Genomic DNA, 26,231 nt, shown 5'->3' on the forward strand with positions numbered 1-26,231 from the left:
GTGCCGGTGCGTCGGCGATGGCGCCCGGCCGGACCGTCGGGTCAGCGGGCCGGTGCGCCGGAGGCGGCGCCCGGCCCAGCGGTCATGTCAGCGGCGGAGGAGCCGCCAGGCGCCGGGCAGCAACCCGGCGGCGAGGGCGATCTTGATCGCGTCGCCGATGAGGAACGGCCGGACGCCCATGCTCAGCGCCTGGCCCAGGTCGCTGTGGGTCCAGGCCATCAGCCACGGCACTCCAACGGCGTAGATCACCACAAGACCCAGCGTCATCGTGCCCACGGTCCGCAGCGGCGACCGGTCACCACCACGCGCGGCCAAGGCGCCCACGACGGCCCCGGCGAGCACGAAGCCGATGATGTAACCGAACGACGCCATGTGCCAGCCCGAGGCGCCCTCGGCGAACCAGGGCACGCCGACCATTCCGGCGAGCGCGTACAGCACCATGGCGGCGGCACCCCGGCCGAGCCCGAGCGCCGCCCCGGACAGCAGCACGGCGAACGTCTGGCCGCTCACCGGCACCGGCGTTCCGGGGATGGGCACGCTCACCTGCGCGGCGATCCCGACGAAGACGGCCGCGCCGACGACGAGCGCGACGTCACGAACCAGCCGACCCGGCACCAGATCGCCGAGGACGGCCGGACGGGTCGCCACAGCCTGCGTGTTGGACACGAAGTACCTCCCTTTCGAGGGCTATCGCGCTCATTGTCGCTTCTAGGGACCGCTCTCGGCGGGCGGCAGTCCCGCCAAAAGATGCCACCCCGGCTTTGTAATCCCCCTCGCGGCGTCCTGGAGACCGCGCGCCGTCACCGCCGTGAGTCGACGACGGACAGCAGGACGTCGACCAGCCGGTCGGCCGCGTCGGGACGGCCCATGGCGCGGGCCTGCTGCGCCATCGTCGTACGCCGGGCGGGTTCGGTGAGCAGGGGCTCCATGGCGGCACCCAGGGCCTCCGGCGTGGCCTCACCGACCAGCGCGACGGCGGCGCCGACCTCCTGCAGGTGGCGCGCGTTGTGCGCCTGCTCGTCACCTGCGGAGGAGGCCAGGGGGATGAGGACGGACGCCTTGCCCAGGGCGGTCAGCTCCGCGATCGTGCCCGCACCGCTCCGGGAGATCACCACGTCGGCCAACGCCAGGACGTCGGGCAGTTCCGGACCCACGTAGCCGGTCAGCAGGTAGCGCGCCGCGGCCTCGTCCGGCAGGCCCGCGGTGTGCTGCCGCACGTCGGCGACCTTGTCCGCGCCGCACTGGTGGATGACGTTGGCGTGGGACAGCAGCCACGGGAGGATGGCGGCGACGAGTGTGTTGATCTGCTGTGCCCCCTGAGCGCCGCCGGTGACGTACACCGTCGGACGGCGCGGATCGAAACGGTGCAGGCCGAGCCCTTGGACCGCCTTGTCCGGCTGCCCGGACAGCACCTCGGGCCGCACCGGGTTGCCGGTGACCACCGCCGTCGAGCGCACCGCCTCGGAGAGCAGCGGCAGCGTGGACTCCGAGGACACGGCGACGCGTGTCGCCCGGCCCGCGAGGGACCGGTTGGCCAGACCGAGCCGGACGGTCTGCTCGTGGACCACCAAGGGGCGGCGGCGCATACTGGCCGCCAGACCGACCGGAACGGCGACATAGCCGCCCGTGGCCAACACGACATCGGGCCGGAATCTCTTGACGATCCGGCGAGCCTGGAGCACGCCCAGCGGCACCCGCAGCATGTCCCTCACATTGGCCGGCCGGAGCATCTTCAACGGATTGCTCGACCGGCGGATCTTGCCGGTGGCGACCGAGGCGAACCGGATGCCCTCACCGGCCGCGACGCGGGACTCCAGACTGTCGGCGGTCCCCACCCACAGGACCTCGAGCCTCCGGCCGGAGGCCGCGAGCCTGGCCTGCAGCGTGCGTACTGCGGTGAGAGCGGGGTACGTGTGGCCGCCCGTCCCACCACCCGTGACGATCAGGCGGAGAACCTGATCTGGAGCGGACGGGAGACGGCCGGCGGTATCGCTGTGCACGGAGAGAGCGCCAATCTGATCACGTGGACGGAATCCACGCCACGCTACAAGCGATCAAGACGCTCCCTCCCGCCAACGGAAGATCGCCTTCGTCATCCCCAGCCGTGGAGGGCGAGGGGCGTGCCGGTCAGGTAGGCGTTGATGCCGGCCGCCGGGTAGCCGATGGTGTTGGACGGCAGGACGGCCGGGTCGCACCACAGGAGCTTGCCGCACTTGTGGGGTTCGGCGTTGTACGGCTCGCCTTCCCATCGGGCGGTCGCGAAGAACATGCCGACCCGGGCGAGGTCGGGCCGATGACAGTGGTGGACGACGGCGGCAAGCCGCAGGTCGGCGGGATCGACCCGGACGCCGACCTCCTCGCGCACTTCCCGGACGGCGCCGTCGGCGACGGATTCCCCCTGCTCAAGGTGACCGCTGGGCAGGTGGAACATGCCGTCGCCGTACCCGGTGCCCTGGCGTTCCAGAAGCAGGATCTCGTCGCCGCGCTCGAGGATGACGTGCACGTCGATGATCGACCGATACCGCTCCGGCATGCGCCCCCCTGTTCAGATAAAGCTGATTCTCCTTCATCGGAGAGCGAGAGTCCGAAAATGCGATAGCGGCGTGGCCGTATTTCTCGGTCGGGTGCCGGAACTTATGATCGCTCAGGCCTTTACGACCTTGATGACCTCGACGCAGTTACCAGAGTTCCCGCTACGGGTGGACTTCCGCCACTCGTCGGCGGTGAGGAGTTCGTCCATCACAGGGCTTCCATGGCCTCTCTGATCAGTTGCAGGGACGGGGCGACAGGTAGGGCTACTTGTCCGATCCGGTCGTATCTGTCCCAGTATTCTCTGACCTCGGAGGGGGAATCTACAAGACGTCCACGGCCGGGTGCTTCGGTATAGGCGACGTCGCCGGCCTCTCCATAGATCAGGCTGAAGCTGCCGTCAAAGCCGGCGTGAGCCCCGGAAGACCGGGGAACGACTCTGATGCCCACGTTGGGGCGCTCGGCCATCTCCAGGAGATGCGCAAGCTGGTCGCGCATGACCTTGGCCTCGCCTACCGGCCAGTTGAGCGCGTTCTGTGATAGTAGGACGTAGAGGTTTGGTGGCGGCGTCTTGCTGAGAATGACCTGCCTGGCGATCCTCCGCTCCACCTGATCCTCGGCATCCGCGGTGCCGAGCTCCTTGATGAGGGCTGCCGCGTACTCCGGAAGTTGTAAGAGGCCAGGGACGGCCAGAGCCTCGTACGCCTTGATCACCGACGCGGCGGCCTCGTACTCGAGATATTCGCGAAACCACTCTTTCGAACCGTCCCGCTTGGCGTACCTCACCAGCCGCGTGAAGTGCTCTCCGAGGTCCCAGTGCGCATCGAGCTTTTTGGCGTCCTCTTCTTTGATCTTCCTGCGGCCTGCCATGATGTTGGAAACGTTGGAGTAGCTGCGATTCAGCAGTCGCGCTACGGCCGCGTAGGACATTCCGGACTTCTTAGTGTGGAAACGCAGGTCGATTATTATCCAGTCCCACATCGACGAGTCCGGATCGAGCTTGATCTCGCTTGTCATCCGCGTCACCGGCCTTTCCAACCACCCCGGGAATCGTAGCCACCTATCCGGCGGCCGGTCCAGACTTCTTGGCATTACGCGGAACGAAATCGGATGCCAGGGGGTGGCCAAGGTGAGGACCAAAGCGCGAGAGTCCCTACGGCTGTACCCCGTGCCGGCCTCGGCCGGTGAGGCGCGCAGATGGATCAAGCAGACACTGCAAGCCCATGGGCGTGAGGAATGGCTGGATAACACCACGCTGATCGTCTCGGAACTGGTCACCAACGCGTATCGGCACACGCAACGGCCGGCGACCCTCTACTACAGCGAGTGGGACTGCCGCCCCTGGATAGAGGTGGTGGACGAGTCTGCCATCTTTCCTGATTTCCATGCCATCGACACCTTTGGAGAGACTGGCCGGGGCCTCAGGGCGGTATCTAGGTTGTCTGCCATATGCGGTTATTGCCGCATAGAGAGCTCAAACTTCGTGGGAAAGGTGGTTTTCTCCGCTCCGAGAAAGGATCACGACGGCCTCTGAGGCCGTGTGCGCACGCTCCCGTGATCCCTGGAGTGAACGGATCGACACGACTTCCCCCGAACGGCAGTCGCTCTGAGCGTTGCTCCTCCAGGGATCACGGGCGAGGCGTGGCCTTCAAGGCCACGAGGGGGGCTCCGGGTTTGAGGGGACTCGGAGCCTCCCTTTCAGCTCTTGAGGTCTTCCAGGCCGGTTGCCATCAGAAGTGGCGTGAACTCGGTGATGTGGTGCTCGGCGACGCCGTTGATGAGGTACGGGTCGGTGGCGAGGATGCGGTCGAGTTCTTCGGCGGGCATGTCGGGGACGAGGTAGATCCCGCCGACCAAGGGGACCTGGCGTCCGGCGACGAGGAGCAGGCGTCGTGCGATGAGGTCCTTGAGCCAGTCGCCGTGCGCCGGGCGAAACGGGTCCACGACCTCTAGTGGTGCGGTGTAGGTCACCGTGACGAGGAACATGCGCGAATTGTCGCAGCTACAGCCAGCCCTGGCGTTGGGCGGCGCGTACGGCTTCGATGCGGTTGCGGGCGCCGGTCTTGCGGATCGCCGCGGACAGGTAGTTGCGCACCGTCCCCTCCGACAGGTGCAGTTTCCGCGCCACGTCGCCGATCGTGGAGCCGTCGGCCGCGGCGGCCAGTGCCTCGCGCTCGCGGGGGGACAGCGGGTTGGGGCCGGCGCTGAGCGCGGCGGCCGCCAGTGCCGGGTCGATCACGCGCTCGCCGGCCAGGACGCGCCGGATCGCCGCCGCCAGCTCCCGGGCGGGGCTGTCCTTGACCAGGAACGCCGACGCGCCCGCCTCCATTGCGCTGCGCAGGTAGCCGGGACGGCCGAACGTCGTGAGGATGATCACGCGGCAGTCGGGCAGTGCGTCGCGGAGGGCGGCCGCGGTGTCGATGCCGTTCCGGCCCGGCATCTCGATGTCGAGCAGCGCCACGTCGGGGCTTGTCCGGACGGCGACGGTGAGCGCCTCGTCGCCGTCGGCGGCCTCGCCGACCACTTCCATGTCGTCCTCGAGGTTCAGCAGGGTGGCGAGCGCGCCCCGGACCATGCCCTGATCCTCAGCCAAAAGTACGCGAATCATCCCGTCATTCCCTCGGACACCCGATGACCCTCTCACGAGGCCCGCGTGTCGAGTGGAGCGTGTACGACCAACCGGAAGCCTCCGGCCGGGCCTGGACCGGACTCGATCGATCCGCCGACCTCGGCCACGCGCTCGCCGAGCCCCGTCAGGCCGTTCCCGCCGACGTCCGTCGGATCGTCCGCCGCGGCCGGCCCGGACCCGTCGTCGACGATCTGCAGGACGGCGCCTTCGTCTCGGCGGGTGATCGAGATGCCGGCGGTACGGGCGCGGGAGTGCCGGACGATGTTGGTCACGCCCTCGCGGACCGCCCAGGCGAACAGGTCGTCGAGTCCGTCCGGCAGCGGCGTGCCGGAGGTGCTGATGGACGGCTCGATGTCGGCGGCGGCCAGGACTCCGCGGGCGTTGTCGAGCTCCTCGGCGAGGCTGCGCCGCCGGTACCCGGTGACGGCCGCGCGGACGTCCGTCAGACTCTGCCGGGCGACCGTCTCGATGTCCTTGATCTCCGCCAGGCTCTTGGCCGGATCGCGGTCGGCGATCCGCACCGCGACCTCGCTCTTCAGGACGATCAGTGAGAGCGTGTGGCCGAGCAGGTCGTGCAGGTCGCGGGCGATGCGCAGCCGCTCCTCGTTCGCTGCCAGCCGGGCGACCTCGCTCCGTGCCTCCTGCAGCTGGACGATCAGCATCCGGCTACCCCGGAAGCCCAGGAGGATCAGGCTGATGCTCAGCGTCTGGAAGGTCAGGAAGGGGAGCGTCGTCCCGGACACATGCGTCGCCCAGCCGAGTGCCGCCGTCAGCGCGGTGGCGGCCAGGACGCCACGCAAGGCCCACGCGGGCGGCAACGTCATCGCGTAGGCGACGCCCAGGTAGATCGGCAGGCCGTCCCACTGGCCCCCGAGCAGCAGGGGGAAGCCGACCGCCATGGCCGTGACGATCCCGAGCAGGACCCAGGTGCGACGGGTGGTCTCCCGGCTCCCCAGGTTGTTGCCGACGGCCAGGGCGAGGAAGACCGTGATGAACACCGCCAGGGCGGCCACCGACACCACGATGCGCGCGGTCGACGGTCCCTGCCGCAGGAGTGCGCCCAATGGCCAGACGAAGAGGTAGACCAGCCCGAAGGACATCCACACGAGCCGGCGCCAACGAGGCGGGGTGGCCGTCTCGTCGGCGCCTTCCGGGAAGAAGATGTTCATCAGGAGCGAACCGTAGCGCGGCGGTACGCCGCGAGGGCGAGGACGCCGAGGACGAGGCCCCACCCGGCCAGCACGAGCCCGTCCGAGGCGGCCGGCGCGTGGCCGCCGACGATGCTCCACCCCAGCCCGGCGAACCGGTTGGAGGGCAGCCAGTGCGAGATCTGCCGCAGCGTCTTGGGCAGCGTGTCGACCGGCATCCACAGCCCGCCGAGGATGGACAGCGTGAAGTAGCAGACCAGCGTCACCGGCTGGGCGGCGTCGGCGCCGACGAGCGAGCCGATCAGCGTGCCGAGCGCGGCGAACGGCAGGGTGCCGAGCCACATCACGCCGATCATCCCGCCCCACTCGGCCGCCGACAGGTGGACGTGTTGCGTCAGCACGCCGGCGAGCCCGACCAGGATGATCGCCGGAAGCGCGAGGAACATCGACGCGATGATCTTCGCGGTGATCACGGCCCAGGGGCGCAGCGGAGTCACCTGGAGTTGCCGCAGCCAGCCGCTCTGCCGTTCGAACGCGAGCCGGGCTCCCGTCGTCGTCAGCGCGGCCCCCACCGCGCCGTACGAGGCCATCGACACGAGCAGGTAGGCGCGAGCGCCCAGATTCGTCCCGGAGACGGAGCCGGAGCTCTTGCCGTAGATGTTCGCCCACAGGAGGTAGAAGGCGACCGGGATGGCCATGGTGAAGAAGATGAAGCGCCGGTCGCGGATCGTGCGCCGGATCTCCACACTCAGGTAGCGAAGCATCGCGTTGGTCCTTTCCGAAAAGCCGTTAGCGGTCGCGGGTGAGGGAGACGAAGGCGTCCTCGAGGTCGGCGCCCTTCACTTCCAGGCCGGTGACGCGCAGACCCGTGGCGTACAGCGCCTGGACGGTCGCGTCCGGGTCGGTGGTCCGCAACTGCGCGATCGGCCCGCGGATGTCGACCGTGTGCACGCCCGGCAGCGCGTCGAGCCCGGCCGTGGGCTGGTCGCCGATCGTGAACCGCACGGTGGCGGTGCCGACCATCGCCTTGATCTCCTGCGGAGTGCCGTCCGCGACGACCTGGCCCCGGGCGATGACGATGACCCGGTCGGCGTTCTCGTCCGCCTCCTCCAGGTAGTGGGTGGCGAAGAGGATCGTCCGGCCGGTGCCGGCGTAGTCCCGCATGCTCGCCCAGAACGACCGGCGGGACTCCACGTCCATCGCCGCCGTGGGCTCGTCCAGGACCAGCAGCCGGGGCGCGCCCGCGATGGCGATCGCGAACCGCACCCGCTGCGTCTGCCCGCCGGACAGCCGGTCGATCCGGCGCCCGGCGATGTCGGTCAGGCTCGCCAGCTCCAGGATCCGCTCCAGCGGGATCGGGTCCGGGTACATGCTCCGGACGAAGGAGACGACCTCCCGGACGGTCAGGCCGGGGACGAGCGCGCCATCCTGCAGCATCGCGCCGACCTGGCCGCGCTTGACGGCGGTGTCGGGGGTCTCGCCGAAGAGGCGGACCTCGCCCGCCGTCGGCCGTACGAGGCCGAGCAGCATTCCGATCGAGGTGGACTTGCCGGCCCCGTTCGGGCCGAGCAGTGCGACGGTGCTGCCGGCGTCGATCGTGAGGTCCAGCGTCTCGACGGCGCGGACCGTTCCGTAGCTTTTGGACACCCCGGTGAAGGCGATCGCGTTCATGTTGAGAACGCTAGATTCCCGCCGGTCAGTGCCCTAGTGCGCTCGATCCTCGGTTCGCGATGACATTTGTCATCGCCGTTCCGATGACCGAGGTCGTACGAGGCCCTTGTCGTAGGCGAAGATCACCAGCTGGACCCGGTCGCGGGCGTGCAGCTTCGTCATGATCCGGTGTACGTACGTCTTGGCGGTGGCGGGACTGAGGTGCAGCTTCGTCGCGATCTCCTCGTTCGTCAGGCCGATGGCGATCTGCAGCAGGACCTCCCGTTCCCGCTCGCTCAGCACGTCCAGGTCCTTGGACCCCGGCTCCGGCTGCTGCGGCTGCGCCGCGAACTCCTTGATCACTCGGCGGGTCAGTCCCCGGCCGAGGAGTGCCTCTCCGGAGGCGACGACCCGGATCGCGTCCAGGAGGTCGTCCGGATCGGTGTCCTTCAGCAGGAATCCGCCGGCGCCGGCCCGCAGAGCGCCGAAGATGTACTCGTCGTGCTCGAACGTCGTGAGGATCAGGACGTGCACGGTGGACAGCGCCGGGTCGGACGTGATCCGGCGCGTGGCCTCGATGCCGTCCATTCCGGGCATCCGGACGTCCATGAGGACCACGTCGGGCACCGTGGCGCGGGCCATCTCGACGGCGCGGGCGCCGTCGGCCGCCTCGGCCACGACGTGCATGTCCTCGGTCGAGTCGATGAGCATCCGGAACCCCGCCCGTACGGTGGTCTGGTCGTCGGCCAGCAGGACACGAATCGTCATCGCGATGCCTCCTTCAGCGGCAGACGTGCGTGTACGCGGAACCCGCCGCCGGGGAGCGCCGTGGTGTCCAGGCGGCCCCCGATGGCGGTGACGCGTTCGCGCATGCCCTGGATGCCGATGCCGCCGCCCTCGACGATGGAGGCCTGAGCGCCGTCGTTCACGACGGTGACATCCAAGTGATCGTTTGCACCGATGACGGCGACGATGACCCTGGTGACGCCTTCGGCATGCCGGGTGATGTTGGTCAGGCTCTCCTGGACGATGCGGTACACCGTGAAGCCGATGATCGCTGGGACGCCCGGGTCGGTCATGGACTCCTTCAGCGTCACCGGCAGGCCGCTCACGCGGGACTGCTCGATGAGCGCATCGAGGTCGTCGAGTCCTCGCTCGGGGCTTTTGAGCGGTTCGGTGCCCTCCCGCAGCAGGCTCAGCGTGCTGCGGATCTCCCGCAGCGCCGAGTTGCTGACCTCGCTGATCGTCCGCAGCGCGTCGCGCCCCGACCTCGGGTCGCGTTCGATGATCCGGGAGCTCACGGAGGACAGGACATTGATCGACATGAGCGCGTGGCCGACGATGTCGTGCAGTTCGCGGGCGATGCGCACGCGCTCCTCCGCGACCCTGCGCCGTGCCTCTTCCTCGCGGCCGCGCTCGGCGCGCTCGGCCCGCTCCTCGACGTCACGGACGTACGTCTTCTGTGTCCGCACCCATGCGCCGGTGAGAACCGCGAACACCACCCAGCCGAGGTTCACGACGTTGTGCAGGGTGTACGACGGGATGCTCTCGGCCACCTGGGCGACGGCGAACCCGATCAGGATCGTCAGCACCGCCGCCGCCAACGCCACGCTGCGGGAGCAGTAGCGGCCGACCGCGTAGAGGGCGATGAAGGTCGCCGGGGTGACGGGGTAGGACCGCCGCAGCAGCACCGACAGTATCCACGTCAACAGCAGACACCCGGCGAGCGTTATCAGTGGGAATCGTTTCTTCGCGAGCAACAGGGAGGCGTTCGCTGCGCCGAGCGGAAGCGTGAGGTGCAGATTGCCACTGCTGTGAATGTAGGGAATGAAGGCTGCGAACACTCCGGCCGACAGAATGACGTCGGCCAGACTCACGCGTCCTCCGGCCCTCGCCGGCGACCCCCTCACAGTCACATTCCGATCATCGGTCGATACTTGCCTTGCCAACCCCAAAAAAGGGCAAAGCCGCAGGTCAACCGGGGGTGTACGGGGAAGTGTCAACCAGAGGTGGACGGAATGCCGTCTCCGTCTCACGTACCGTAGCTACTGCAAGAACACGGACCACCCTATACGGCCGACGCGTCGCGATGAATTGGGGGATTCAACGGGGGACGCGATGCGATGGCCGGATCCGCAGGCTTGGATCTGTACCCGTCCAGGCCGCAGGAAGGTGAACGTCCGCGGGTTGAGCTTCTTTGGGGGAAGGGGCCTACCCGCGGGCGTTCACTCATTTGTGGACGTGGATCATTGCCTCAGATTCCCCCTAGTACCTCGTACCGTACCGGGATGACGCCCGAGAGCACCCCTCCGACCGCCCGCATCGCCGCCGTGGACAGGTCCAGGCAGCGGCCCGGCACGAACGGCCCCCGGTCGTTGATCCGTACGACGACGGACCGGGCGTTGCCCAGGTTGATGACGCGGACCAGCGAGCCCATCGGCAGCGTACGGTGCGCCGCGGTCAGCGCCTGCGGATCGAACGGCGCGCCGCTCGCGGTCGCCGGGCCGGTCCCGTAGAACGACGCCTCGCAGGTCCCCTGGGCCACGACCTCGGTCCCGGCTTGACCCCGACCGGCCTCCAGCGCCGGTCGGCGAGCCCTCTTCTTCGCCGTACGGCGCCGCGCCGACCGGGCCCGGAGCGGGCCGCGGCGCTGCGCCCGGCTTGCCCGGTTCGCCTGTTCGGGGGCGATCGGCGGGGCCGCGGGGGCCACCGCCGCCCCGACGTCCGCCCGGGGCGCGGACCGGCCGGACCCGATCAGCGTCGCGACGGCGGCCGCGAGCAGGGCGGCGGCCAGTCCCGCGACCGCGAGCAGGCGCGTACGGAGATGCGTGAATCGATGGACCCGGCGATGTCGGCCCGAACCACCCACAGAGCGTCCTTCGGTAGGGGACAGGACCTCGGGCCCCGGCCGGAGGCCGGTAAGGCCCGAGCGGCGCCGCGCCCGGAGGCGCCGCGCACAAGTCCCCGACGATAGGGGTAGCGTCCGGTGATCGCGGGTAACTCACCGTTTTCGGCAGGTGTCCCGTCGCCGCGTATCGACGTGGGCTACTCCGCGGCGCCGTCGGCGATCGCCGCGTGGACCTCCGCCCGGCGTTCGGCCAGCTCACGCTCGTGCTTGGCCCGGTCGACCTCCTCGGCGATCTCCTCGTCCTGCTTCATCAGCGCGACGAGGTCGCCCTTGGCGGCGTCGAGTACGCCCATGTCGGCGTAGGCCTTCTGCACCTTGTCGCCCCAGAGGCCGATGTCGCGGACGCATGGGACGATCCGGCTGAACAGCAGCGACTGGTACAGCGAGTAGATCGGCCCGTTGTCGACGTACTCCATGCACTCCTTGACCGGCATCCCGAGATTCTCGAAGATCTCCCTGCCCTTGAACCGGTCGCGCATGAGGTAGCAGCCCTCGACGACGAACTCCTCGCGCTCCGCCCGCTCCTTCGACGTCAGCTCGGCGTAGTAGTCCTTCAGCGCCAGCCGCCCGAACGCGACGTGCCGCGCCTCGTCCTGCATGACGTACGCGAGGAGCTGCTTGACCAGCGCGTTGCTCGACATGTCGCGGTAGAGGCCGAAGGACGCCAGGGCCAGGCCCTCGATGAGGACCTGCATGCCGAGGTAGGGCAGGTCCCAGCGGCCGTCGGTCAGCGACTCCTCCAGCAGCTTCGCGAGGTCCTGGTTGATCGGGTAGTACATGCCGAGCTTCTCGTCGACGAACTTCTTGTACAGCTCGACGTGCCGCGCCTCGTCCATCACCTGGGTGGCGGCGTAGAACTTGGAATCGAGGTCCGGCACCGACTCGACGATCCGCGCGGAGACGGTCAGCGCGCCCTGCTCACCGTGCAGGAACTGGCTGAACAGCCAGGCGCCCTGGTGACGGCCGAACTCATCGCGCCCGTCCTGGGGCATGCGTTCCCAGATGTCGGACCCGACGAGCGGGTTGAACTCGTCCGGCAGCCCGGCGACGTTGTTGACGTCGACCGGCAGGTCCCAGTCGATTCGCTTCTGGGCGTCCCACTGCTTGTCCTTGCCCTTCTGGTAGAGGGACAGCAGGCGGTCGCGGCCGTCGTCGTACTCCCACGAGAACCGCGCGGCGCCGGCGGCGGGCACCTCCCACGTCATCTCGGTGACAGGAGTGGTGTAGCGGTCGCGCATCGTCATCGGGGGACCTCCCGAGGGGATCGGCTTTACATTTGTTGGTAGCACGTAAAGCAGATCACGTCGAGGTCGTTACCGGAACATGTCCATGAGGCTCTCGCCGCGCGGAGTACGTGACACCCGCACCTGACGTCCGTTCCGCTCGCGCTGGACCAGACCGATGGCCGCCAGCCGCTCGCAGTGGTACGTGACCGCGCTCGGCGCCAGCTCCGTGAGGGCCGCCAGCTCTCCCATCGTCGGCGACTGCGCCAGAGCGCCCAGTATGTGAGCGCGCACGGGACCGAGCAGAAGCTCGAGGGCGTCCTCGCGGACCGATTCGGGCTCGCCGTGGAGCAGCCGTTCCACGCCCGGCATCGGATAGCCGATCCACACGGCGTCGGTCCGGTCGAAGTTGCAGATCAGCGCGCCGCCGCCGGACAGCATCGGGACCAGCACGAGCGGCCGGTCGCCGAGCTCGAACCGGGTCGGCTCCGGGTCGCTGACCCTGAGGACGCCGTCCTCGTACAGGCTGCGCGGATGCAATCCGCCTAGGACCACGTCGAGCCGGCCGCGTACCGCCGCGATGCCCACCCGCTCGACCTCGCGGTGGAGCAGCGGGCGAGCCTGCCGCCACAGCGGCCGGACCGCCGACCATGCCTCCCTCGTGGCGTCCGCGTGGCGGTGCAGCCAGTGCCGCGGGTGCTTCACCACCGATCCCCAGTCCGCGGGCGGGCGTCCCCCGAAGACGCTTTCCATATCCGTCCGGAGCTCGTCGGCGGAGATGTCATGCAGTCGCTCGATGAGGTCCGTGACCGGAGCCTCCGCCACCGGGTTGATCGGCGTCACGGACTCCGGCACCACGGAGCGACCCGGCACCACGATGGGCCGGATCGCCGCCGCGTTGGGAGGCGAGATCGAGGCGCGGATCCGATGGCGCCAGCGTTCCGGAGCCCCTCGGCGTCGCCCGAAGGCGTCGGTTGTGAGAGCCAGCACCGAGATGTACGGATCGAGCGCCACGCGGACGCGTGCGGCGTCGAATCCCCCGATGTGCAGTTCGGTCATGGTTGGATGAGTTCCGAGCACCGTTTCCCCGTTCCGTGTTCTCGTCGGATCTGGGACGTCTGCATCCATGATGGGGTTCCGTGATCGCTCACGGCACGGTTACTGGAACTTTCGGGCGGTTCAGGTCTCGCGCGCGGCGAAATACACGGCGGCCATGTCCTCGTCGCCGTGGCCCAGCTCGACGGTGCGGCGCAGCTGGTCGCGTACGGCCTCGGCGACCCGGAGATTCGCGCCGGAGGACCGCCCGTCGGAGGCGACCAGGGCGGCGTCCTTGGCGGCGCTGGTCGCCTTGAAGCTCGGCGTGAGCTCACCGGCCAGGACCGCCTTGCCCTTCATCTGGGCGTACTGCGAGTCGAGAGATCCGCCCGCGATCGTCTCGAAGAACAGCCGCGGATCCAGGCCGAACGCCTCCGCCAGCGCGATCGCCTCGCCCGTGGCCGCGGTCAGCGTGAGAATCCAGCTGTTCAGCACCAGCTTCATGCGCGACGCCTCCGTGCCCTGGCCCAGCCACACCGTACGAGAGCCGATCGCGCCGAACACCTCCTCCGCGCGCTCGTCGCGGGGCCCGGAGGCGAGGACGACGAGCGCCCCCTCCTCGGCGGGCTTGCGGCTGCCGAGCACGGGGCAGTCGATGAAGGGCACGTCGCGCTTGCCCGCGAGGTCTGCGAGGCGGTCGGCGGCTTCGGCTCCGACGGTGCTCATCTGCGCCCACACCGCCTCTTCCTCCATCGCGGGGAGCACTCCGGCCATGACGTGCTCGACGGTCTCGCCGTCGTGGAGCATCGTGACGACGACGTCCGCGCCGTCGGCGGCCTCGGCGGGCTCGTCGCACACCCGTGCGCCGTCCGCGGCGAGAGGCTCGGCCTTGGCCCGTGTGCGGTTCCACACGCGTACCAGGTGCCCGGCGCCCAGCAGGTTGCGGGCGATCGGCTCGCCCATGATCCCGGTTCCGAGTACGGCGACGGTGAGCTCGTTCATGCGTGGGCTTTACCCAGAGTGCGGTGCGACGATCCGGGTTCGCCCGATATTTCCCCCACGCGATACCGGCATTTCCCCTGCGTGACATCGGCCTCGGCGGGACTCAGGCCGACAGGCGCCGGGCGAGCTGTCCGGCGGTGCGGCGCATGATGGGCACGACGTCCTCGATCACCTCGTCGGTGAGGCGGCCGTGCGGCCCAGACACCGAGATCGCCGCCGGAGTGGGCGTACCGGTCACCGGGACGGCGACGCACCGCACGCCGATCTCCTGTTCCTGCTCGTCGAGGGCGTAGCCGCGCCGCCGGATGCGTGCGAGCTCCTCCATCAGCGCGGCCGGGTCGGTGATGGTGTGCGGGGTGTACGCGGGCATTCCGGTACGGGCGATGATCTCCCGGACCAGCGGCTCGGGCAGCTGCGACAGCAGGGCCTTGCCCACACCGGTGCAGTGCGGGAGCACACGCCGCCCGACCTCGGTGAACATGCGCATCGAGTGCCGGGACGGGACCTGCGCGACGTAGACCGCCTCGTCGCCCTCCAGCAGCGCCATGTTGGCCGTCTCCCCGACCTCGTCGACGAGCTGGGCGAGCGCGGGCCGCGCCCACGAGCCGAGCAGGCGCTCCGACGTCTCCCCGAGCCGGATCAGCCGCGGCCCGAGCGCGTACCGTTTGGACGGCTCCTGGCGGACGTATCCGCGGTTCACCAGGGTCCGCATCAGCCGGTAGATGGTCGGCATGGGCAGCCCGGAGACCTCGGTCAGCTCGGTGAGGGCCAGCTGGCCGCCCGCGTCGGCCAGGTGCTCCAGCAGTTCGAACGCCCGCTCCAGCGAGCGCACACTCGACGCCGAGCGCTCCGCCTGGGGCGCGGCCGCCTGCGCCTCCCCGTCGGCGGCCACTGCGGGAGCCGGTTCCTCTTCCAGGGTCGCCACTCGAACTCCTCTCGACACCTGTCGGAAGTGTAGAAAACCGGGAGGTCGGTCGGGGTTGGCCGGTCGGGAAAGACCCGGGAGGTCGGTCGGGGTTGGTTGGTCGGGAAAGACCCGGGAGGTCGGTCGGGGTTGGTTGGTCGGGAAAGACAACGTGTCGCTTCCCCGAAACGATCGCCGAGCCGTGGTTACGGTCGGCGATCTTGCGGTAGGAGTGGGAGCGATCACCTCACGGGCTGCCGGCCCGTCCCCCCGGAGGCAGACCGGCATGCGTCTGGGGGTAGCTCGATGAAGGCGGTTTCCAGGACGGTTCTGACCGCGATCGGTACCACCGCGATGACCGTTCCGGCGGTCACGTGGTCGGTCCCGCTGCCGGGGCAGGTCTCGTCCGCCTCGGCGGCCATCGTTCCGGTGGCCGCGTCGCCCGCTCCGTCCGTGGCGGCGGCACCGGATCGTGACGTGCGTCTTGAGCCGGGCCGCGAGGTGCGTCTGGAGACCGCCGTGCACGTCGTCGCGGTGATGCCCGGGGCGGTCGATTACGCGGTCACGGTACGCCCGGTCGGCGGCCCGGCGATCGGCGCGCGGCTGGTGCTGACGACCGTACGGCCCGCCGCCTGGGACGACTCCGACGCCGACTGCGCGACCATCCGGTCGGAGACCGTGCTCGGCTGCGATCTCGGCGACCTGACGGCGGCACGAACACTTTACGTTTCGGTACGGACGGGCGCGTCCGTGCCGATGCAGCCACCCGTCACGGTGGAGGCGAGCGCGGTCAACGTCCCTCGCCGTTCGATGATGGCACTCCGGACCGTCCGGCTTCCGGCCGACGGTTCGCTCACCGGGCCCGCCTCCACGACGGTCACCTCCGACGGCGCTTCCGAGCCGGGCGCGGAATCACCGTTCACCTTCACCGACACCGGCGGCTCCCCGGCGGACGAGTCCACCGCCCCCACCGGCTCGCCGACGCCCGCATCCCCCGGTCTCACCGGGCACGCCGTCTCCCCGGCAGCCCCCTCGGCGCCCAACAGACCCGCGCGCCCGGTCGGCCCGGCTGCGGGCGGCAGTCCTGCACGTCCGGTCGGTCCGGCTGTGGGCGGCAGCCATGGAGGTCCAGCCGGTCCGGTTGCGGGCGGCAGCCATGAGGGCCCTGCCGGCTCGGCCCAGGGCGCGAGCCATGCGGGCCCAGGCGGCTCCTCGGTACCGGCGTCGTCCGGTCTCACGGGCCATGCCGTGCCTCCCGCCCGCTCCTCGACGTCGAAGGGCTTCCCGGCCGCCGCGCCCGCAAATGCCTGGTCCCTGGGGTCGTTCGCCGCGTTCCCAGGACGGTCGTCGCCGGCCACGACCGGCGGGGCCGTACCGGCGGCCTTGTCGGCTCCGCGAGCGGCCGACTCTCTTGGCGCGCCGGCCTCATCGCCGACGGTGCCGCGAGGGGGTGCCTCGCCTGGACGGGTGTCCGGGGCGGCCTCACCGGCGGCAGTGCCGCGGGGTGCCTCGCCTGGACAGGTGTCCGGGGCGGCCTCGCCGTCGACGGTGCCGGGAGGGGGTGCCCTCGGTGGGCGGGCGTCCAGTAACGCGGCGCCGGCGAGTGCCGGATCCGCCTCTGGCGTCGCGGCGGGAGGCGGGCGCGCGAAGACGGCGCGACGCCAGGCCGGCGCGGTGCCGCCGCGTCTCCCCGCGGGCGGTGTCCCGAGCGGCCGGCCCGCGCGACTCGCCGCACCGGCCGGGGCACGCCCCGCCGAGCCGGTGCCGGCCCCGATCTCCGCGTCCGTCTCGACCCCGGCGGTGGGTGCGCCGTCGGCCGTGGGCGCGCCGTCCACAGCCGACGCGGCACAGGCACCGGGTGGCGGGGTGAAGACCGGTACGCCCATCAGGTTGGCCAAGTCGGCCAAGCACGCCAAGCACTCCAAACACGCCAAGCATTCCAAGCACTCCAAATCCGCTAAGCACGCCAAGCACACGCACGGCGCGGTGCCCGCCGTAGTTCCCAAGCCGGTCGGTGCCGCCGGGGCGGGCGTCCCTGTCGGACCGGGCTCACTGGTCGCCCCCGCTGGGGCGGGTGCTCCGGTCGCCCCGGCCGGGGCGGGTGTCCCGGTCCCTCCGGCTGGGGCGGGTGCGCCGGTCCCTCCGGCTGGGGCCGGTGTCCCGGTCGCCCCGGTCGGTCCGCCGAACGCACCGACGGGCGGAGCGGCGTCGCAGGCCACCCAGTCGGCCGTGCCGCTGCTCCCGAACGTCGCTCCGGCCGTGACGCCGACGGTGTCCCGACCGGAGGGCACTTCCGTGTTGACGGACATCGCCCCGGCCGGGGCACGGACGGGACGGCGATCCTGGACTGCGGCGCTCGGTATCGCCGTGGTCGTCGAGGCGCTCCTGCTGTGGCTCGCCGGTTTGATCATCGTGCGGCGCGAACACGTGACGCTGCCGTTCCGGAAGTGGATCCGCGCGGTGCGGGCGAAGAGCCCCGAGCCGACGCGTTGAGCGCGGTGGCCTGACACCCCGGTTTTGTCCGGGGCGGACAGCCTCGAGCCGACGCGTTGAGCACGGTGGCCTCTCACCCGGTTTCGGCCGGGCCGTTCCGCGCGATGACCGAGACGTCGCGGCCGGTCGGCGTTCACACGCCGGGCCTGCGGCGTTCGGCTCATTGCGCGGAACGTGCCAGCCCGTTGTGATCATTACCGCGCCACGTGGAAAAACGTTCCCTCAAAGGGCGATGGTTATTAGTCTTGCCTGATCGTCGAATTCGTTCACAGGGGAGCCACAATGGCTGCGACGGGGATGACGTGTCCGAAGTGTTCCGGGGATTGGGACACGCGGGAGCGCAACGGGGTGATGATCGAGGAATGCGTCGGCTGCCAGGGCGTATTCCTCGACCGCGGGGAGTTGGAGCGTTTGATCGATGCGGAGAGCGAGTACCTCGCCAAGCTCGATCCGAGCACGGACGACGCCAACGCGTCGTACCACGGCCGCCATCGACGGGGGATCATGCACCAGATCTTCACGGCCGCCGAATAGCGGGGTCGGTGCTCTGGAGGCGTTCCGCCTCCCAGAGGTCGCGATAGGGGCCGCGTCGTTCGACGAGGCTGCGGTGGGTGCCGCGCTGGACGATCCGGCCCCGGTCGAGCACGATCACCTCGTCGGCGGCCGCCAGGGGAGCGAGCCGGTGGGTGACCAGCACGACCGTACGCCGCTCGCCCAGCAGGGCGGTGACGAGGCGGTCCGCGGTCGCGAGGTCGAGTCCTTCGGTGGGCTCGTCGAGGACGAGCACCGGCGGATCGGCGAGTAGCGCGCGGGCAAGCAGCAGCCGTTGCCGTTGCCCGCCGGACAACCGGGTGTCGCCGACGGGGGTGTCCCAGCCGTCGGGCAGCCCGTCGATCCAGTCGAGCAGGCCGGCGCGGCGTGCGGCGTCGGCCGTTTCGGCGTCGGAGGCGTCCGGCCGTGCCAGCGCCACATTCGCCCGGATCGAGGTGCCGAACACGTGCGCGTCCTGGGTGAGGCCGCGGATGGTCGCGCGTACGTCCCGGGGGTCGTAGGCGCTCTGGAGCGCGTCTCCCAGCAGCACGATGCCCTCGGGCCGCACCTCGCCGGACAGGACGCCGAGCAGGGTGCTCTTGCCCGCGCCGCTCGCGCCGACCACGGCGATCTTCCGTCCGCCGGGGATGCGCAGGTCGATCCCGTTCAGCGCGGTCACGGAGCCGTACGACACCCGGACGCCGCGCAGCTCGATCGCCGGGCGCAGGAGCGGGCGGACCGCCGGCCGCCGCGGCCGGCTGCCCACGGCGGGGGCGGTCCTGCTCGCCGGAACGGTCCTACCCGCTCTCGCCGCCCGGCGTGGGCCGGACCGAATCGCCCGGCGCCCTCCAGGGCGCGGTGGGGCGGCGACCGTACGGTGGACGTGCCGCCCGTCGGCTCGCAGTAGGTCGGCGACCCGGCGTGCGGCCGGGCGGATCTCCGACAGCCGCCGCGCGGCGTCCGCGACGGGCAGTACGGCGTCGACCGCGGCGAGCGCCATCAGAGCGAGGACCGTGACCAGCACGCCGTCCGCGCCATGCCGCCGTGCCGTCCAGATCACGGCGAGCACGGTCGCACCTTGAACGGCCGCGCCGAGTGCCGCGATCGCCGCCTCCACCGCCCCGGCCCGCCGCTCGAGCCGAGCCAGCCGGGCCGCCGCGGCGTCCGCGCGGGCGACGAAGCGCTCCGTCGCGCCGAACGCGGCGAGGTCCACCGCGCCGCGCTCCAGGTCGAGGCCGTGAACGGCGAGGTCGGAGCGGGCGTCGGCGGCGCGGCCGGCGTACGCCCGGGCGGCGAGGGCCGCGAGAGCGGGCAGGACCGTTCCGGCGAGGACCGCCCCGCCGGCCAGGACCGCCCCCGCCGCGGGCAGCAGGAGCGAGGTCACCACGATCGCGGCCGCACCGGTGATCCAGGAGGTCGCGGCAGGAAGGAGGCAGCGCAGCAGCAGGTCCTGGACCGCCTCGACGTCGGAGACCATCCGCTGGACGGCGTCCGCGTCCCGAAACGGGGCCGGAGAGCCCTGTTCGGCCGGGTCCGTGGAGCGGCGCAGCGCCTCGTAGACGCGAACGCGCAGACCGGCGAGGACGCGGAGGGCGGCGTCGTGGCCGGCGAGTCGCTCGGCATAGCGGAGCACGCCCCGGAACAGCGCGAACGCCCGTACGCCAACGATGGCCAGGGCGAGCGCCGACAGCGGCGGGTGTTGTCCCGCCCGTGCGATCAACCAGGCGGCGGTCGCGGTGAGCGCGACCGCGCACAGCTCCGCACCCGCCCCGGCGGCCAGCGCGGCGACCAGGCGAGGCGCTTCACGCGGACCGAACAACCGAAGCACCGACCGTCCTGGCGTCAGGTGGGCGTCACCTTCACCGATCACGCGTACACCTCCCGTCCGGACAGGTGGATCACGCGGTCGGCGAGGGACAGCAGCGCCGGGCGGTGGGCGACGAGCAGCGCGGTGCGTCCGTCGAGCAGGCGGCGGGCGGCCTCGGTGACCGCCGATTCGGCCGCCAGATCGAGCCGCGCGGTGGGCTCGTCCAGCACCACGATCGGCGCGTCCAGCAGGTACGCGCGGGCGATCGCGATGCGCTGCCGCTGGCCGGTGGACAGGCCGACCCCTCGCTCGCCGAGGGGCGTCTCGTATCCGCTGGGCAGTGCGGTGATGAAGTCGTGCGCGGCGGCGGCCTCCGCGGCGGCGCGTACGGCGCCGTCCCCCGCGTCCGGACGGCAGAGCCGGATGTTGTCGGCGACCGTACCGGCGAACAGGTGCGGGCGCTGCGGCACGTACGCGACGCGGCGGCGCCATCCGGCCAGGTCGAGATCGGCGAGGTCGACGCCGTCGATCGTGATCCGGCCGCTCTCGGGGACGACGAAGCCGAGCACCGCCCGCAGGAACGTGGTCTTGCCGGCGCCGCTCGGCCCGGCGAGCGCCACCCGTTCACCGGGCGCGACGGTCAGGTCGAAGCCGTCAAGGGCGGGCACGTCCGCATCGGGGTACCGGACGACGAGACCCGCGACCTCGATCCGCGCCGCCCGCCGCTCCGAGCGAGCCCTTTGGGTGGAGCCGGGCTCGGTAACGGGTGCCCTGACCGTGCCGGGCCGCTCGGGAACGTCGGATTCAGCGATCGGTCCCGTGCCGGGACGCTGGGGAGTGGCGGGTTCGGCGAGGGCCGCCGTGACCTGGTCGAGGACGGCGCGTCCCTCAGCCGCGGCGTGGAAGCGGGTGCCGAGGAGCCGCAGCGGCAGGTACGCCTCGGGTGCCAGCAGCAGGACCAGCAGCGCCGTCCGGAGATCGAGCGAACCGTCCAGCACCCGCAGTCCGGCCGGCACGGCCACCAGCGCCACCGACAGCGTGCCGACGATCTCCAGCACGAACGAGGACAGGAACGCGATCCGCAGCGTGCGCACGGTCGCCCGCCGATGGCCGTCCGCCATCGCCCGGACCACCTCGGTCTGCGCCTCGTCCCGGCCGTACGCCCGGAGCGTCGGCAGCCCGGCCACCACGTCGAGGAAGTGGCCGCCGAGCCGGTGCAGCAGGCCCCACTGCCGCTCGGTCGCCTGCTTGGTCTTCCACCCGACGAGCGCGCCGAAGAGCGGGAGGAGCGGCAGCGTCACCAGGATGACCAGAGCCGACGGCCAGTCGGCGACGGCCAGCCGTACGAGCACGATCAGCGGGACGGTCGCGGCGGCGTACCGCTGAGGCAGGTAGCCGCCGAAGTAGGGATCGAGGGCGTCGAGCCCGCGCCCGAGCAGCGTCACGCCGCCACGCGAGCCACCGGAGCCACCGGGGGCACCGGAGCAGCGGACGCGGCCGGAGCCGTCGCTTGAGCTACCGGGGCCGGAGCGGCCGGTGCCATCACGTGCGTCGCCGAGGTCACCTGCATCGCCGGGGCCACCCGCGCCGTCAGAGCGGCGTGAGCCGTCGGCTTCGTGCCGGAGCAGGCGGGCGCGCAGCTCGTGCTTGCGGCGGGCCGCCGTCCACCGGAACGCGGTGCCCTGTCCCGCGAGGAGGACGGCGCGGCCGGCGACGACCGCAGCCAGCGGCAGCAGCAGGGCGCTTCCGGCCAGTACCCGGGACAGCAGGTCGGCCTGGGCCACGACGAGCGCGCCCTGGGCGAGCGCGAACAGCAGGTACGTCATCACAGGTAGGACGGCTTCTCGACTCGTCCGCGGAAGGTCCACCACACCCACGCCTGGGCGGCGATCAGGAGCGGAAGCATCGGGCCGGCGACCGCTAGCGTGAGGGCGGCTTCGTGCGCGAGGTCGGCGTCTGGCAGGTTCAGGGCGGCGAGGACGGGCGCGGCCGTGATCGCGAGCGCGGACGCCGCCAGCGCCCAGCCGTCCCGAGCAGAGCCGTTCCCGGCCTGGCCGCCGCGGGCCTCGCTGGCCGCCGGGCGGGAGAGTGCCACCCACACTCCGGCGAGCACCGCCGCGAGCAGGACCGCGACGGGAACCGTCGTCGCCAGGTCGTCGGCTCCGGCGCCGATGGCACAGGGCACGCCCGCCAGGAGCGCCGCCCGTACGACCCATCGGGCCACCGTACGCGCGGTCTCGGTCCCCAGCCGTACGGTGGCGAAGACCGCGCCGTGCAGCGCGAACAGGCCGCATGTCGTCACGGCGAACAGCGGACCGCCGCCGCCAATGAGCGCGCCGACCGCCACGCCCCACGACGCCGCGACTCCCCAACTGCCCGCGACGATCGCCGCGTCCCAGGCCGTCCGCCACGTGTCTTCCGTACGGCGTCCGCGCAGCCAGAGGCCCATGTCGCGGAGGATCCAGGCGGGGACGAGGACGCTCAGCGCGCCCCAGGTCCGGCCGAAAAGGTCGGCCTCGAGGACGGGGAACAGCGCGGTCAGCAGGCCGGCCGAACCGACCAGCCACACCTCGTTGCCGAGGAAGAACGGCGCGATCGCCGCGATGGTCAGCCGGCGTTCGCGGCCGAGGAACGGCAGCAGCATGCCCACGCCGATGTCGGCGCCGCCGAGCACGAAGTAGCCGACGAGGAAGAAGCCGAGCAGGCAGAACGCGAAGGTGTCCATGGAGTGCTCCGGTCAGAAGGAGGGGACGGGCTCGGCCCGGACGGCGGGTTCGGGCCGGCCGAGCGCGGAGCCGTCCGGGCCCTGTCGCGCGTACCGTCGCAGCAGCGCGATGTTCACCACGACGAGGACCGCGAACAGGGCCGTCACGCCCGTGAACACCGCGATCATCGCTCCGTGCCCGATCGGGCGCACGGCGTCGTCGGTGCGCAGCACGCCGTAGATCAGCCAGGGCTGGCGGCCGGCCTCGCGGTAGATCCAGCCGGCGAGCATCGCCACGTACGGCACGGGGAGGGTCATCATCACGACGCGCAGGAAGATCCGCCCCCGCAGGAGCCAGCCGGTGAACGGCAGCTTCACCAGCGCCATGACGGCCACGACGAACATCCACAGCCAGGCGAACATCATCGTGTCGGCACCGAACTCGGTCATGAACGGCACGTCCGCCGAGTCATGCACGTACGGGAACTGGACGCCGCCGAACGCGGCCGACGGCACGATGGCGACGACGGCCGAGATCAGACCGATCCGCAGCGACCGGCGGTAGAACTCCGGATCCTCGGACCGCCGCAGGTGCCACGCGCTCACTCCGGCCATGAAGAAGCCCGCGGTGAGGAACGCGCCGGCCGTGATGTGCCCGAGCGGCAGCAGCGCCGCCGGGTTGGTGAACAGCGCTCCCGCGGAGTCGATGCGCAGCTCGCCGCCGACCCGCAGGTACCCGACGGGGTTCTTCAGGAAGCCGTTGGCGACGAGGATGAAGTACGCCGAGACGTACGCGGTCAGCGTGACGACCCAGATCAGCGCGAGGTGGGCGTACCGGTTCAGCCGGTCCCAGCCGAAGATCCACAGGCCGAGGAACGTCGACTCGATGAAGAACGCCACGAGGGTCTCCATCGCGAGCGGGGCCCCGAAGACGTCACGGGCGTGATCGGTCAGGCCGGGCCAGTTCAGCCCGAACTGGAACTCCATCAGCAGGCCGGTGACGATCCCCACCGCGTAGTTGATGACGTACAGCTGCCCCCAGAACCGCACCATGCGGAGATGCACGGCGCTGTCGCCGAAGACCGCCCTGGTCTGCATGATCGCGACGAGCGTCGCGAGCCCGAGTGTCAGCGCGACGAACAGGAAATGGGTGCCCGCCGTCAGGGCGAACAGCGATCGGGCAAGCGACAGTGTGCTCAACGATCCCTCCAGGTCCGGTCGCGGTCCGGTGGACGCGCGTCACAGGGCCCCTGGCGAGGTCCCCGGGGCCGGCACCCTGGAAGCAAATCGGACATGGCGGGCGTATGGCGTCCGGCTGGGCTCTACATTCGCGATACACCTCGCGATGCACCCGGCACCCGCGCCGTACCGCGCGGAGTGTAGAACCTCCTCCGGAAGGAGGAGCGAGGCCGGGGGGATCGGGCGGCCCGGTCTCGAGCGGACGGCCGGGTGATCAGCCGAGCCAGCCCGGGCGTACCAGCCCGGACTCGTACGCCATGACGACGAGTTGCGCGCGGTCGCGGGCGTGCAGCTTGGTGAGGACCCGGCTGACGTGCGTCTTCGCCGTCGCCGGGCTGACGACGAGCCGTTCGGCGATCTCGTCGTTGGACAGTCCGGCCGCGACGAGTTCGAGGACCTCGCGTTCGCGGTCGGTGAGGGCGTTGAGTTCGACGGACGGCGGGGGCTCCTTGATCCGCGCCGCGAACTCACTGATCAGCCGGCGGGTGACCGAGGGCGCGAGCAGCGCGTCGCCCCGGGCGGCGACGCGGACCGCGTGGATCAGCTCGATCGGCTCGGTGTCCTTCACCATGAACCCGCTGGCCCCGGCCTTGAGCGCGCCGTACACGTAGTCGTCCATGTCGAACGTCGTCAAGATCACGACCTTGACGTCGCGGAGCCGCTCGTCGGCGACGATCCGCCGGGTCGCCTCCAGCCCGTCGAGCACGGGCATCCGGATGTCCATGAGGACGACGTCGGGCCGCTCGGCCGCCGCGAGGCGCACGGCCTCGGCCCCGTCACCGGCCTCGGCGATCACGCTGATGTCGTCCTCGTTGTCGAGGATCGAGCGGAACCCGGCCCGTACGAGCGTCTGGTCGTCGGCCAGGACGACCCTGATCGGGGGATGCACCTCCCAATCATCACATCACGCCCCATCGCGGGGCACGCCATCGCCGAGGCCCGCTTTCGGGCGGGCCCGCTGCGCACGTCAGGCCGAGGCGAGCGGCCAGGTGGCCTCGACCCTCGTCGGTGACAGGCCGAAGATCTCTGCCACGGCGTCCGGATCCGCCGGAGCATCCGGATGCGCCAGCAGGTCGGCGACGGTCGGGGGCGGCCAGGGCATGCTCGCCGCCTGCTCGACGGACACTCGCTCGATGGGCACGGAGCGGCCGTTGATCCGCTCCACCATCTCCGTGACCGTGAACTCGCTCGGGCCGACGAGGTCGTACGTGCCCGTCCGTCCCGCGCCCTCGGCGGCCTTGATGAGCGCGTCGACCACGTCGTCGGCGTGCACGGGTCGGAAGCGCTGGGTGCCGTCGCCGATCACCCGTACCGGGGCATCGGGGCGTGCCTGGCGGAACATCAGCTCGAACGGACTCGGAGCCTGCCGCCCTCCGGCGATCGGATGGATCCGGAAGATCACGCTGTCGGTGCCGGACCTCCGCAGGACGTCCTCCGCCCGGCCCTTTGACCGGACGTACCAGTTCGGGTGTGCGGAGTCGGCCGCCACGTAGGACACGTAGACGGGCCGGCACGAGGGGCCGGCGGCCTCGGCGACCAGGCGCGCGGTGGCGACGTTGCCGACCTCGTAGCTCTCCTCGTCGCGGGCAGCGAAGACGCCGCTCAGGTGGATGACGGCCGAGGCGTTCGCGATCGCCTTGGTGGCCTCCGGCGACCTCGTCCAGTCGGGGATGACCTCGTCGGCGGGAAGATCTTCGGGCGTACGCGTCAGCGCGATCACGTGGCTCCCGCGGTCGGCGAGGCGGGGCAGGAGATGGCGTCCGGTCCGGCTGTTCGCACTGGTCACGACGATGGTGCGCATGGAGTTCGACATCGCTGTTCCTCTTCTCGGTGCAATGGATGCTGTGCGAACATATGGCACAGCAAATATTCGCGCAACACCTAACCTGGAGACATGGATGCGATCGAGGAGTTCGGCCTGCTGCTCAAGGCCGTCACGCGCGAGACGGACCGGCGGATCAACGATCTGCTCCGGCCGCTCGGGATCACGACGAGCCAGGCCGAGGCCCTGCAGCTTCTCGATCGATACGGCCCGCTCTCCCTCGGCGAACTGGGCACCCTCGTGATCGCGGAAGGAGGTCATCCCAGCCGGCTCGTCGACCGTCTCGTGGCCGCCGGATTCGCGGAGCGTCGGCACGCCAGTGACGACCGGCGGCGCATCGAGATCTCCTGTACGCCACGTGGCAGCGAGCTCGCCCAGGCGGCCCGGGAGCGGAAGGCGCTGTTCCGTACGTGGCTGGAGGAACGCCTGCGCGAGACCGACCTCGCGCCGACCATCGCGTTGCTCGACGCCTGCCTGGCGGAGACGCCGCTGGCCGAAACGGTACGTCAGCGCCGCACGCGGTCTCTCGCGGGCGAGGACGTCACCGGCGACCCGGCCTGAATCAGCACATCCCGTCGCGGAGCCGGCCTGGGCCGACGTGAACACC

The 26,231-nt window shown here is 70.9% G+C and carries 27 protein-coding genes; 4 read left to right on the forward strand and 23 right to left on the reverse strand.

Features of this window, described 5'->3' with window-relative positions; all coding sequences use genetic code 11:
* Positions 1-87: 87 nt before the first annotated feature.
* The 5 genes from AB0I04_RS17370 to AB0I04_RS17390 all read right to left on the reverse strand — a co-directional run bounded on the left by AB0I04_RS17370 (position 88) and on the right by AB0I04_RS17390 (position 3,546).
* Positions 88-666, reverse strand: a complete 579-nt coding sequence (locus tag AB0I04_RS17370; RefSeq protein ID WP_360885404.1) for a biotin transporter BioY — start codon at positions 664-666, stop codon at positions 88-90.
* 134 nt (positions 667-800) lie between these two features.
* The gene (locus AB0I04_RS17375; protein WP_360885407.1) at positions 801-2,000 is read right to left on the reverse strand and encodes a UDP-N-acetylglucosamine--N-acetylmuramyl-(pentapeptide) pyrophosphoryl-undecaprenol N-acetylglucosamine transferase; all 1,200 of its coding nucleotides are present in this window, start codon (positions 1,998-2,000) and stop codon (positions 801-803) included.
* Between the two features lie 92 nt (positions 2,001-2,092).
* Complete coding sequence (locus AB0I04_RS17380; protein WP_360885410.1) at positions 2,093-2,533, reverse strand: NUDIX domain-containing protein; 441 nt, start codon at positions 2,531-2,533, stop codon at positions 2,093-2,095.
* A gap of 111 nt (positions 2,534-2,644) precedes the next feature.
* Positions 2,645-2,740, reverse strand: a complete 96-nt coding sequence (locus AB0I04_RS17385; protein ID WP_360885412.1) for a DUF397 domain-containing protein — start codon at positions 2,738-2,740, stop codon at positions 2,645-2,647.
* Complete coding sequence (locus AB0I04_RS17390) at positions 2,740-3,546, reverse strand: helix-turn-helix transcriptional regulator (protein ID WP_360885415.1); 807 nt, start codon at positions 3,544-3,546, stop codon at positions 2,740-2,742. The genes AB0I04_RS17385 and AB0I04_RS17390 overlap by 1 nt, the downstream gene beginning before the upstream one ends.
* 151 nt (positions 3,547-3,697) lie before the next feature.
* On the opposite strand from AB0I04_RS17390, the gene AB0I04_RS17395 reads away from it, so the two are divergent.
* Positions 3,698-4,063, forward strand: a complete 366-nt coding sequence (locus AB0I04_RS17395) for an ATP-binding protein (RefSeq protein WP_360885418.1) — start codon at positions 3,698-3,700, stop codon at positions 4,061-4,063.
* A gap of 164 nt (positions 4,064-4,227) precedes the next feature.
* Here AB0I04_RS17395 and AB0I04_RS17400 read toward each other — a convergent pair whose 3' ends face one another.
* The 12 genes from AB0I04_RS17400 to AB0I04_RS17455 form a co-directional block, all read right to left on the reverse strand.
* Positions 4,228-4,515 (reverse strand): YciI family protein, encoded by a 288-nt coding sequence (locus AB0I04_RS17400; RefSeq protein ID WP_360885421.1) that lies wholly within the window; start codon positions 4,513-4,515, stop codon positions 4,228-4,230.
* Between the two features lie 16 nt (positions 4,516-4,531).
* Positions 4,532-5,137 (reverse strand): response regulator transcription factor, encoded by a 606-nt coding sequence (locus AB0I04_RS17405; protein ID WP_360885424.1) that lies wholly within the window; start codon positions 5,135-5,137, stop codon positions 4,532-4,534.
* A gap of 32 nt (positions 5,138-5,169) precedes the next feature.
* Positions 5,170-6,327, reverse strand: coding sequence for a sensor histidine kinase (locus AB0I04_RS17410; protein ID WP_360885427.1), 1,158 nt, complete (start codon positions 6,325-6,327; stop codon positions 5,170-5,172).
* Positions 6,327-7,070, reverse strand: a complete 744-nt coding sequence (locus tag AB0I04_RS17415) for an ABC transporter permease (RefSeq protein ID WP_360885430.1) — start codon at positions 7,068-7,070, stop codon at positions 6,327-6,329. The genes AB0I04_RS17410 and AB0I04_RS17415 overlap by 1 nt, the downstream gene beginning before the upstream one ends.
* Positions 7,071-7,095: 25 nt before the next feature.
* The gene (locus AB0I04_RS17420; protein ID WP_360885433.1) at positions 7,096-7,977 is read right to left on the reverse strand and encodes an ABC transporter ATP-binding protein; all 882 of its coding nucleotides are present in this window, start codon (positions 7,975-7,977) and stop codon (positions 7,096-7,098) included.
* A gap of 69 nt (positions 7,978-8,046) precedes the next feature.
* Entirely contained in the window at positions 8,047-8,724 is a 678-nt protein-coding gene (locus AB0I04_RS17425; protein ID WP_360885436.1) for a response regulator transcription factor, read from the reverse strand.
* Complete coding sequence (locus AB0I04_RS17430; RefSeq protein ID WP_360885439.1) at positions 8,721-9,833, reverse strand: histidine kinase; 1,113 nt, start codon at positions 9,831-9,833, stop codon at positions 8,721-8,723. Before AB0I04_RS17430 ends, AB0I04_RS17425 begins: the two co-directional genes overlap by 4 nt.
* 377 nt (positions 9,834-10,210) lie before the next feature.
* The gene (locus tag AB0I04_RS17435; protein ID WP_360885442.1) at positions 10,211-10,825 is read right to left on the reverse strand and encodes a septal ring lytic transglycosylase RlpA family protein; all 615 of its coding nucleotides are present in this window, start codon (positions 10,823-10,825) and stop codon (positions 10,211-10,213) included.
* A gap of 176 nt (positions 10,826-11,001) precedes the next feature.
* The gene (locus AB0I04_RS17440; protein ID WP_360885445.1) at positions 11,002-12,108 is read right to left on the reverse strand and encodes a ferritin-like domain-containing protein; all 1,107 of its coding nucleotides are present in this window, start codon (positions 12,106-12,108) and stop codon (positions 11,002-11,004) included.
* A gap of 69 nt (positions 12,109-12,177) precedes the next feature.
* On the reverse strand, positions 12,178-13,146 hold the full coding sequence (locus AB0I04_RS17445) for a winged helix-turn-helix domain-containing protein (RefSeq protein ID WP_360885448.1): 969 nt from the start codon (positions 13,144-13,146) through the stop codon (positions 12,178-12,180).
* A 120-nt stretch (positions 13,147-13,266) separates the two neighbouring features.
* Positions 13,267-14,124 carry an NAD(P)-dependent oxidoreductase gene (locus tag AB0I04_RS17450; protein ID WP_360885451.1) on the reverse strand — a complete coding sequence of 286 codons (858 nt, stop codon included), beginning with the start codon at positions 14,122-14,124 and terminating at the stop codon, positions 13,267-13,269.
* Between the two features lie 103 nt (positions 14,125-14,227).
* The gene (locus AB0I04_RS17455) at positions 14,228-14,956 is read right to left on the reverse strand and encodes an IclR family transcriptional regulator (protein WP_360885769.1); all 729 of its coding nucleotides are present in this window, start codon (positions 14,954-14,956) and stop codon (positions 14,228-14,230) included.
* A 378-nt stretch (positions 14,957-15,334) separates the two neighbouring features.
* On the opposite strand from AB0I04_RS17455, the gene AB0I04_RS17460 reads away from it, so the two are divergent.
* Together AB0I04_RS17460 and AB0I04_RS17465 are read left to right on the forward strand one after the other, a co-directional pair.
* Positions 15,335-17,521, forward strand: coding sequence for a hypothetical protein (locus tag AB0I04_RS17460; protein WP_360885454.1), 2,187 nt, complete (start codon positions 15,335-15,337; stop codon positions 17,519-17,521).
* Between the two features lie 282 nt (positions 17,522-17,803).
* On the forward strand, positions 17,804-18,055 hold the full coding sequence (locus AB0I04_RS17465) for a zf-TFIIB domain-containing protein (protein WP_360885457.1): 252 nt from the start codon (positions 17,804-17,806) through the stop codon (positions 18,053-18,055).
* Here the strand turns inward: AB0I04_RS17465 and cydC are convergent.
* From cydC to AB0I04_RS17495, 6 genes are all read right to left on the reverse strand, one after another.
* Complete coding sequence (cydC, locus tag AB0I04_RS17470) at positions 18,039-19,922, reverse strand: thiol reductant ABC exporter subunit CydC (RefSeq protein ID WP_360885460.1); 1,884 nt, start codon at positions 19,920-19,922, stop codon at positions 18,039-18,041. The genes AB0I04_RS17465 and cydC overlap by 17 nt on opposite strands.
* Entirely contained in the window at positions 19,919-21,685 is a 1,767-nt protein-coding gene (gene cydD / locus AB0I04_RS17475; protein ID WP_360885462.1) for a thiol reductant ABC exporter subunit CydD, read from the reverse strand. Before cydD ends, cydC begins: the two co-directional genes overlap by 4 nt.
* Positions 21,685-22,584, reverse strand: coding sequence for a cytochrome d ubiquinol oxidase subunit II (locus AB0I04_RS17480; protein WP_360885465.1), 900 nt, complete (start codon positions 22,582-22,584; stop codon positions 21,685-21,687). The genes cydD and AB0I04_RS17480 overlap by 1 nt, the downstream gene beginning before the upstream one ends.
* A gap of 12 nt (positions 22,585-22,596) precedes the next feature.
* The gene (locus AB0I04_RS17485) at positions 22,597-23,763 is read right to left on the reverse strand and encodes a cytochrome ubiquinol oxidase subunit I (protein WP_360885468.1); all 1,167 of its coding nucleotides are present in this window, start codon (positions 23,761-23,763) and stop codon (positions 22,597-22,599) included.
* 253 nt (positions 23,764-24,016) lie between these two features.
* Positions 24,017-24,691: a response regulator transcription factor gene (locus AB0I04_RS17490; RefSeq protein ID WP_360885471.1), complete on the reverse strand. Its 675-nt coding sequence runs from the start codon at positions 24,689-24,691 to the stop codon at positions 24,017-24,019.
* Between the two features lie 78 nt (positions 24,692-24,769).
* Complete coding sequence (locus AB0I04_RS17495; RefSeq protein WP_360885473.1) at positions 24,770-25,615, reverse strand: sugar nucleotide-binding protein; 846 nt, start codon at positions 25,613-25,615, stop codon at positions 24,770-24,772.
* An 81-nt stretch (positions 25,616-25,696) separates the two neighbouring features.
* On the opposite strand from AB0I04_RS17495, the gene AB0I04_RS17500 reads away from it, so the two are divergent.
* A complete protein-coding gene (locus AB0I04_RS17500; RefSeq protein WP_360885476.1) occupies positions 25,697-26,185 on the forward strand; it encodes a MarR family transcriptional regulator in 489 nt (162 codons plus the stop codon).
* The last annotated feature ends 46 nt before the right edge of the window (positions 26,186-26,231 follow it).

This window comes from Actinoallomurus sp. NPDC050550, assembly GCF_040655075.1.
In the GTDB taxonomy this organism is placed as follows: Bacteria; Actinomycetota; Actinomycetes; order Streptosporangiales; family Streptosporangiaceae; genus Actinoallomurus.

Coding starts and splice junctions, on each gene's coding strand:
- AB0I04_RS17390 (WP_360885415.1), bottom strand. CDS start 3,546: ATGACAAGCGAGATCAAGCTCGATCCGGACTCGTCGATGTGGGACTGG.
- AB0I04_RS17450 (WP_360885451.1), bottom strand. CDS start 14,124: ATGAACGAGCTCACCGTCGCCGTACTCGGAACCGGGATCATGGGCGAG.
- AB0I04_RS17410 (WP_360885427.1), bottom strand. CDS start 6,327: ATGAACATCTTCTTCCCGGAAGGCGCCGACGAGACGGCCACCCCGCCT.
- AB0I04_RS17465 (WP_360885457.1), top strand. CDS start 17,804: ATGGCTGCGACGGGGATGACGTGTCCGAAGTGTTCCGGGGATTGGGAC.
- AB0I04_RS17380 (WP_360885410.1), bottom strand. CDS start 2,533: ATGCCGGAGCGGTATCGGTCGATCATCGACGTGCACGTCATCCTCGAG.
- AB0I04_RS17445 (WP_360885448.1), bottom strand. CDS start 13,146: ATGACCGAACTGCACATCGGGGGATTCGACGCCGCACGCGTCCGCGTG.
- AB0I04_RS17440 (WP_360885445.1), bottom strand. CDS start 12,108: ATGACGATGCGCGACCGCTACACCACTCCTGTCACCGAGATGACGTGG.
- AB0I04_RS17480 (WP_360885465.1), bottom strand. CDS start 22,584: ATGGACACCTTCGCGTTCTGCCTGCTCGGCTTCTTCCTCGTCGGCTAC.
- AB0I04_RS17460 (WP_360885454.1), top strand. CDS start 15,335: ATGAAGGCGGTTTCCAGGACGGTTCTGACCGCGATCGGTACCACCGCG.
- cydD (WP_360885462.1), bottom strand. CDS start 21,685: ATGACGTACCTGCTGTTCGCGCTCGCCCAGGGCGCGCTCGTCGTGGCC.
- AB0I04_RS17400 (WP_360885421.1), bottom strand. CDS start 4,515: ATGTTCCTCGTCACGGTGACCTACACCGCACCACTAGAGGTCGTGGAC.
- AB0I04_RS17385 (WP_360885412.1), bottom strand. CDS start 2,740: ATGGACGAACTCCTCACCGCCGACGAGTGGCGGAAGTCCACCCGTAGC.
- AB0I04_RS17495 (WP_360885473.1), bottom strand. CDS start 25,615: ATGTCGAACTCCATGCGCACCATCGTCGTGACCAGTGCGAACAGCCGG.
- AB0I04_RS17425 (WP_360885436.1), bottom strand. CDS start 8,724: ATGACGATTCGTGTCCTGCTGGCCGACGACCAGACCACCGTACGGGCG.
- AB0I04_RS17420 (WP_360885433.1), bottom strand. CDS start 7,977: ATGAACGCGATCGCCTTCACCGGGGTGTCCAAAAGCTACGGAACGGTC.
- AB0I04_RS17500 (WP_360885476.1), top strand. CDS start 25,697: ATGGATGCGATCGAGGAGTTCGGCCTGCTGCTCAAGGCCGTCACGCGC.
- AB0I04_RS17415 (WP_360885430.1), bottom strand. CDS start 7,070: ATGCTTCGCTACCTGAGTGTGGAGATCCGGCGCACGATCCGCGACCGG.
- AB0I04_RS17405 (WP_360885424.1), bottom strand. CDS start 5,137: ATGATTCGCGTACTTTTGGCTGAGGATCAGGGCATGGTCCGGGGCGCG.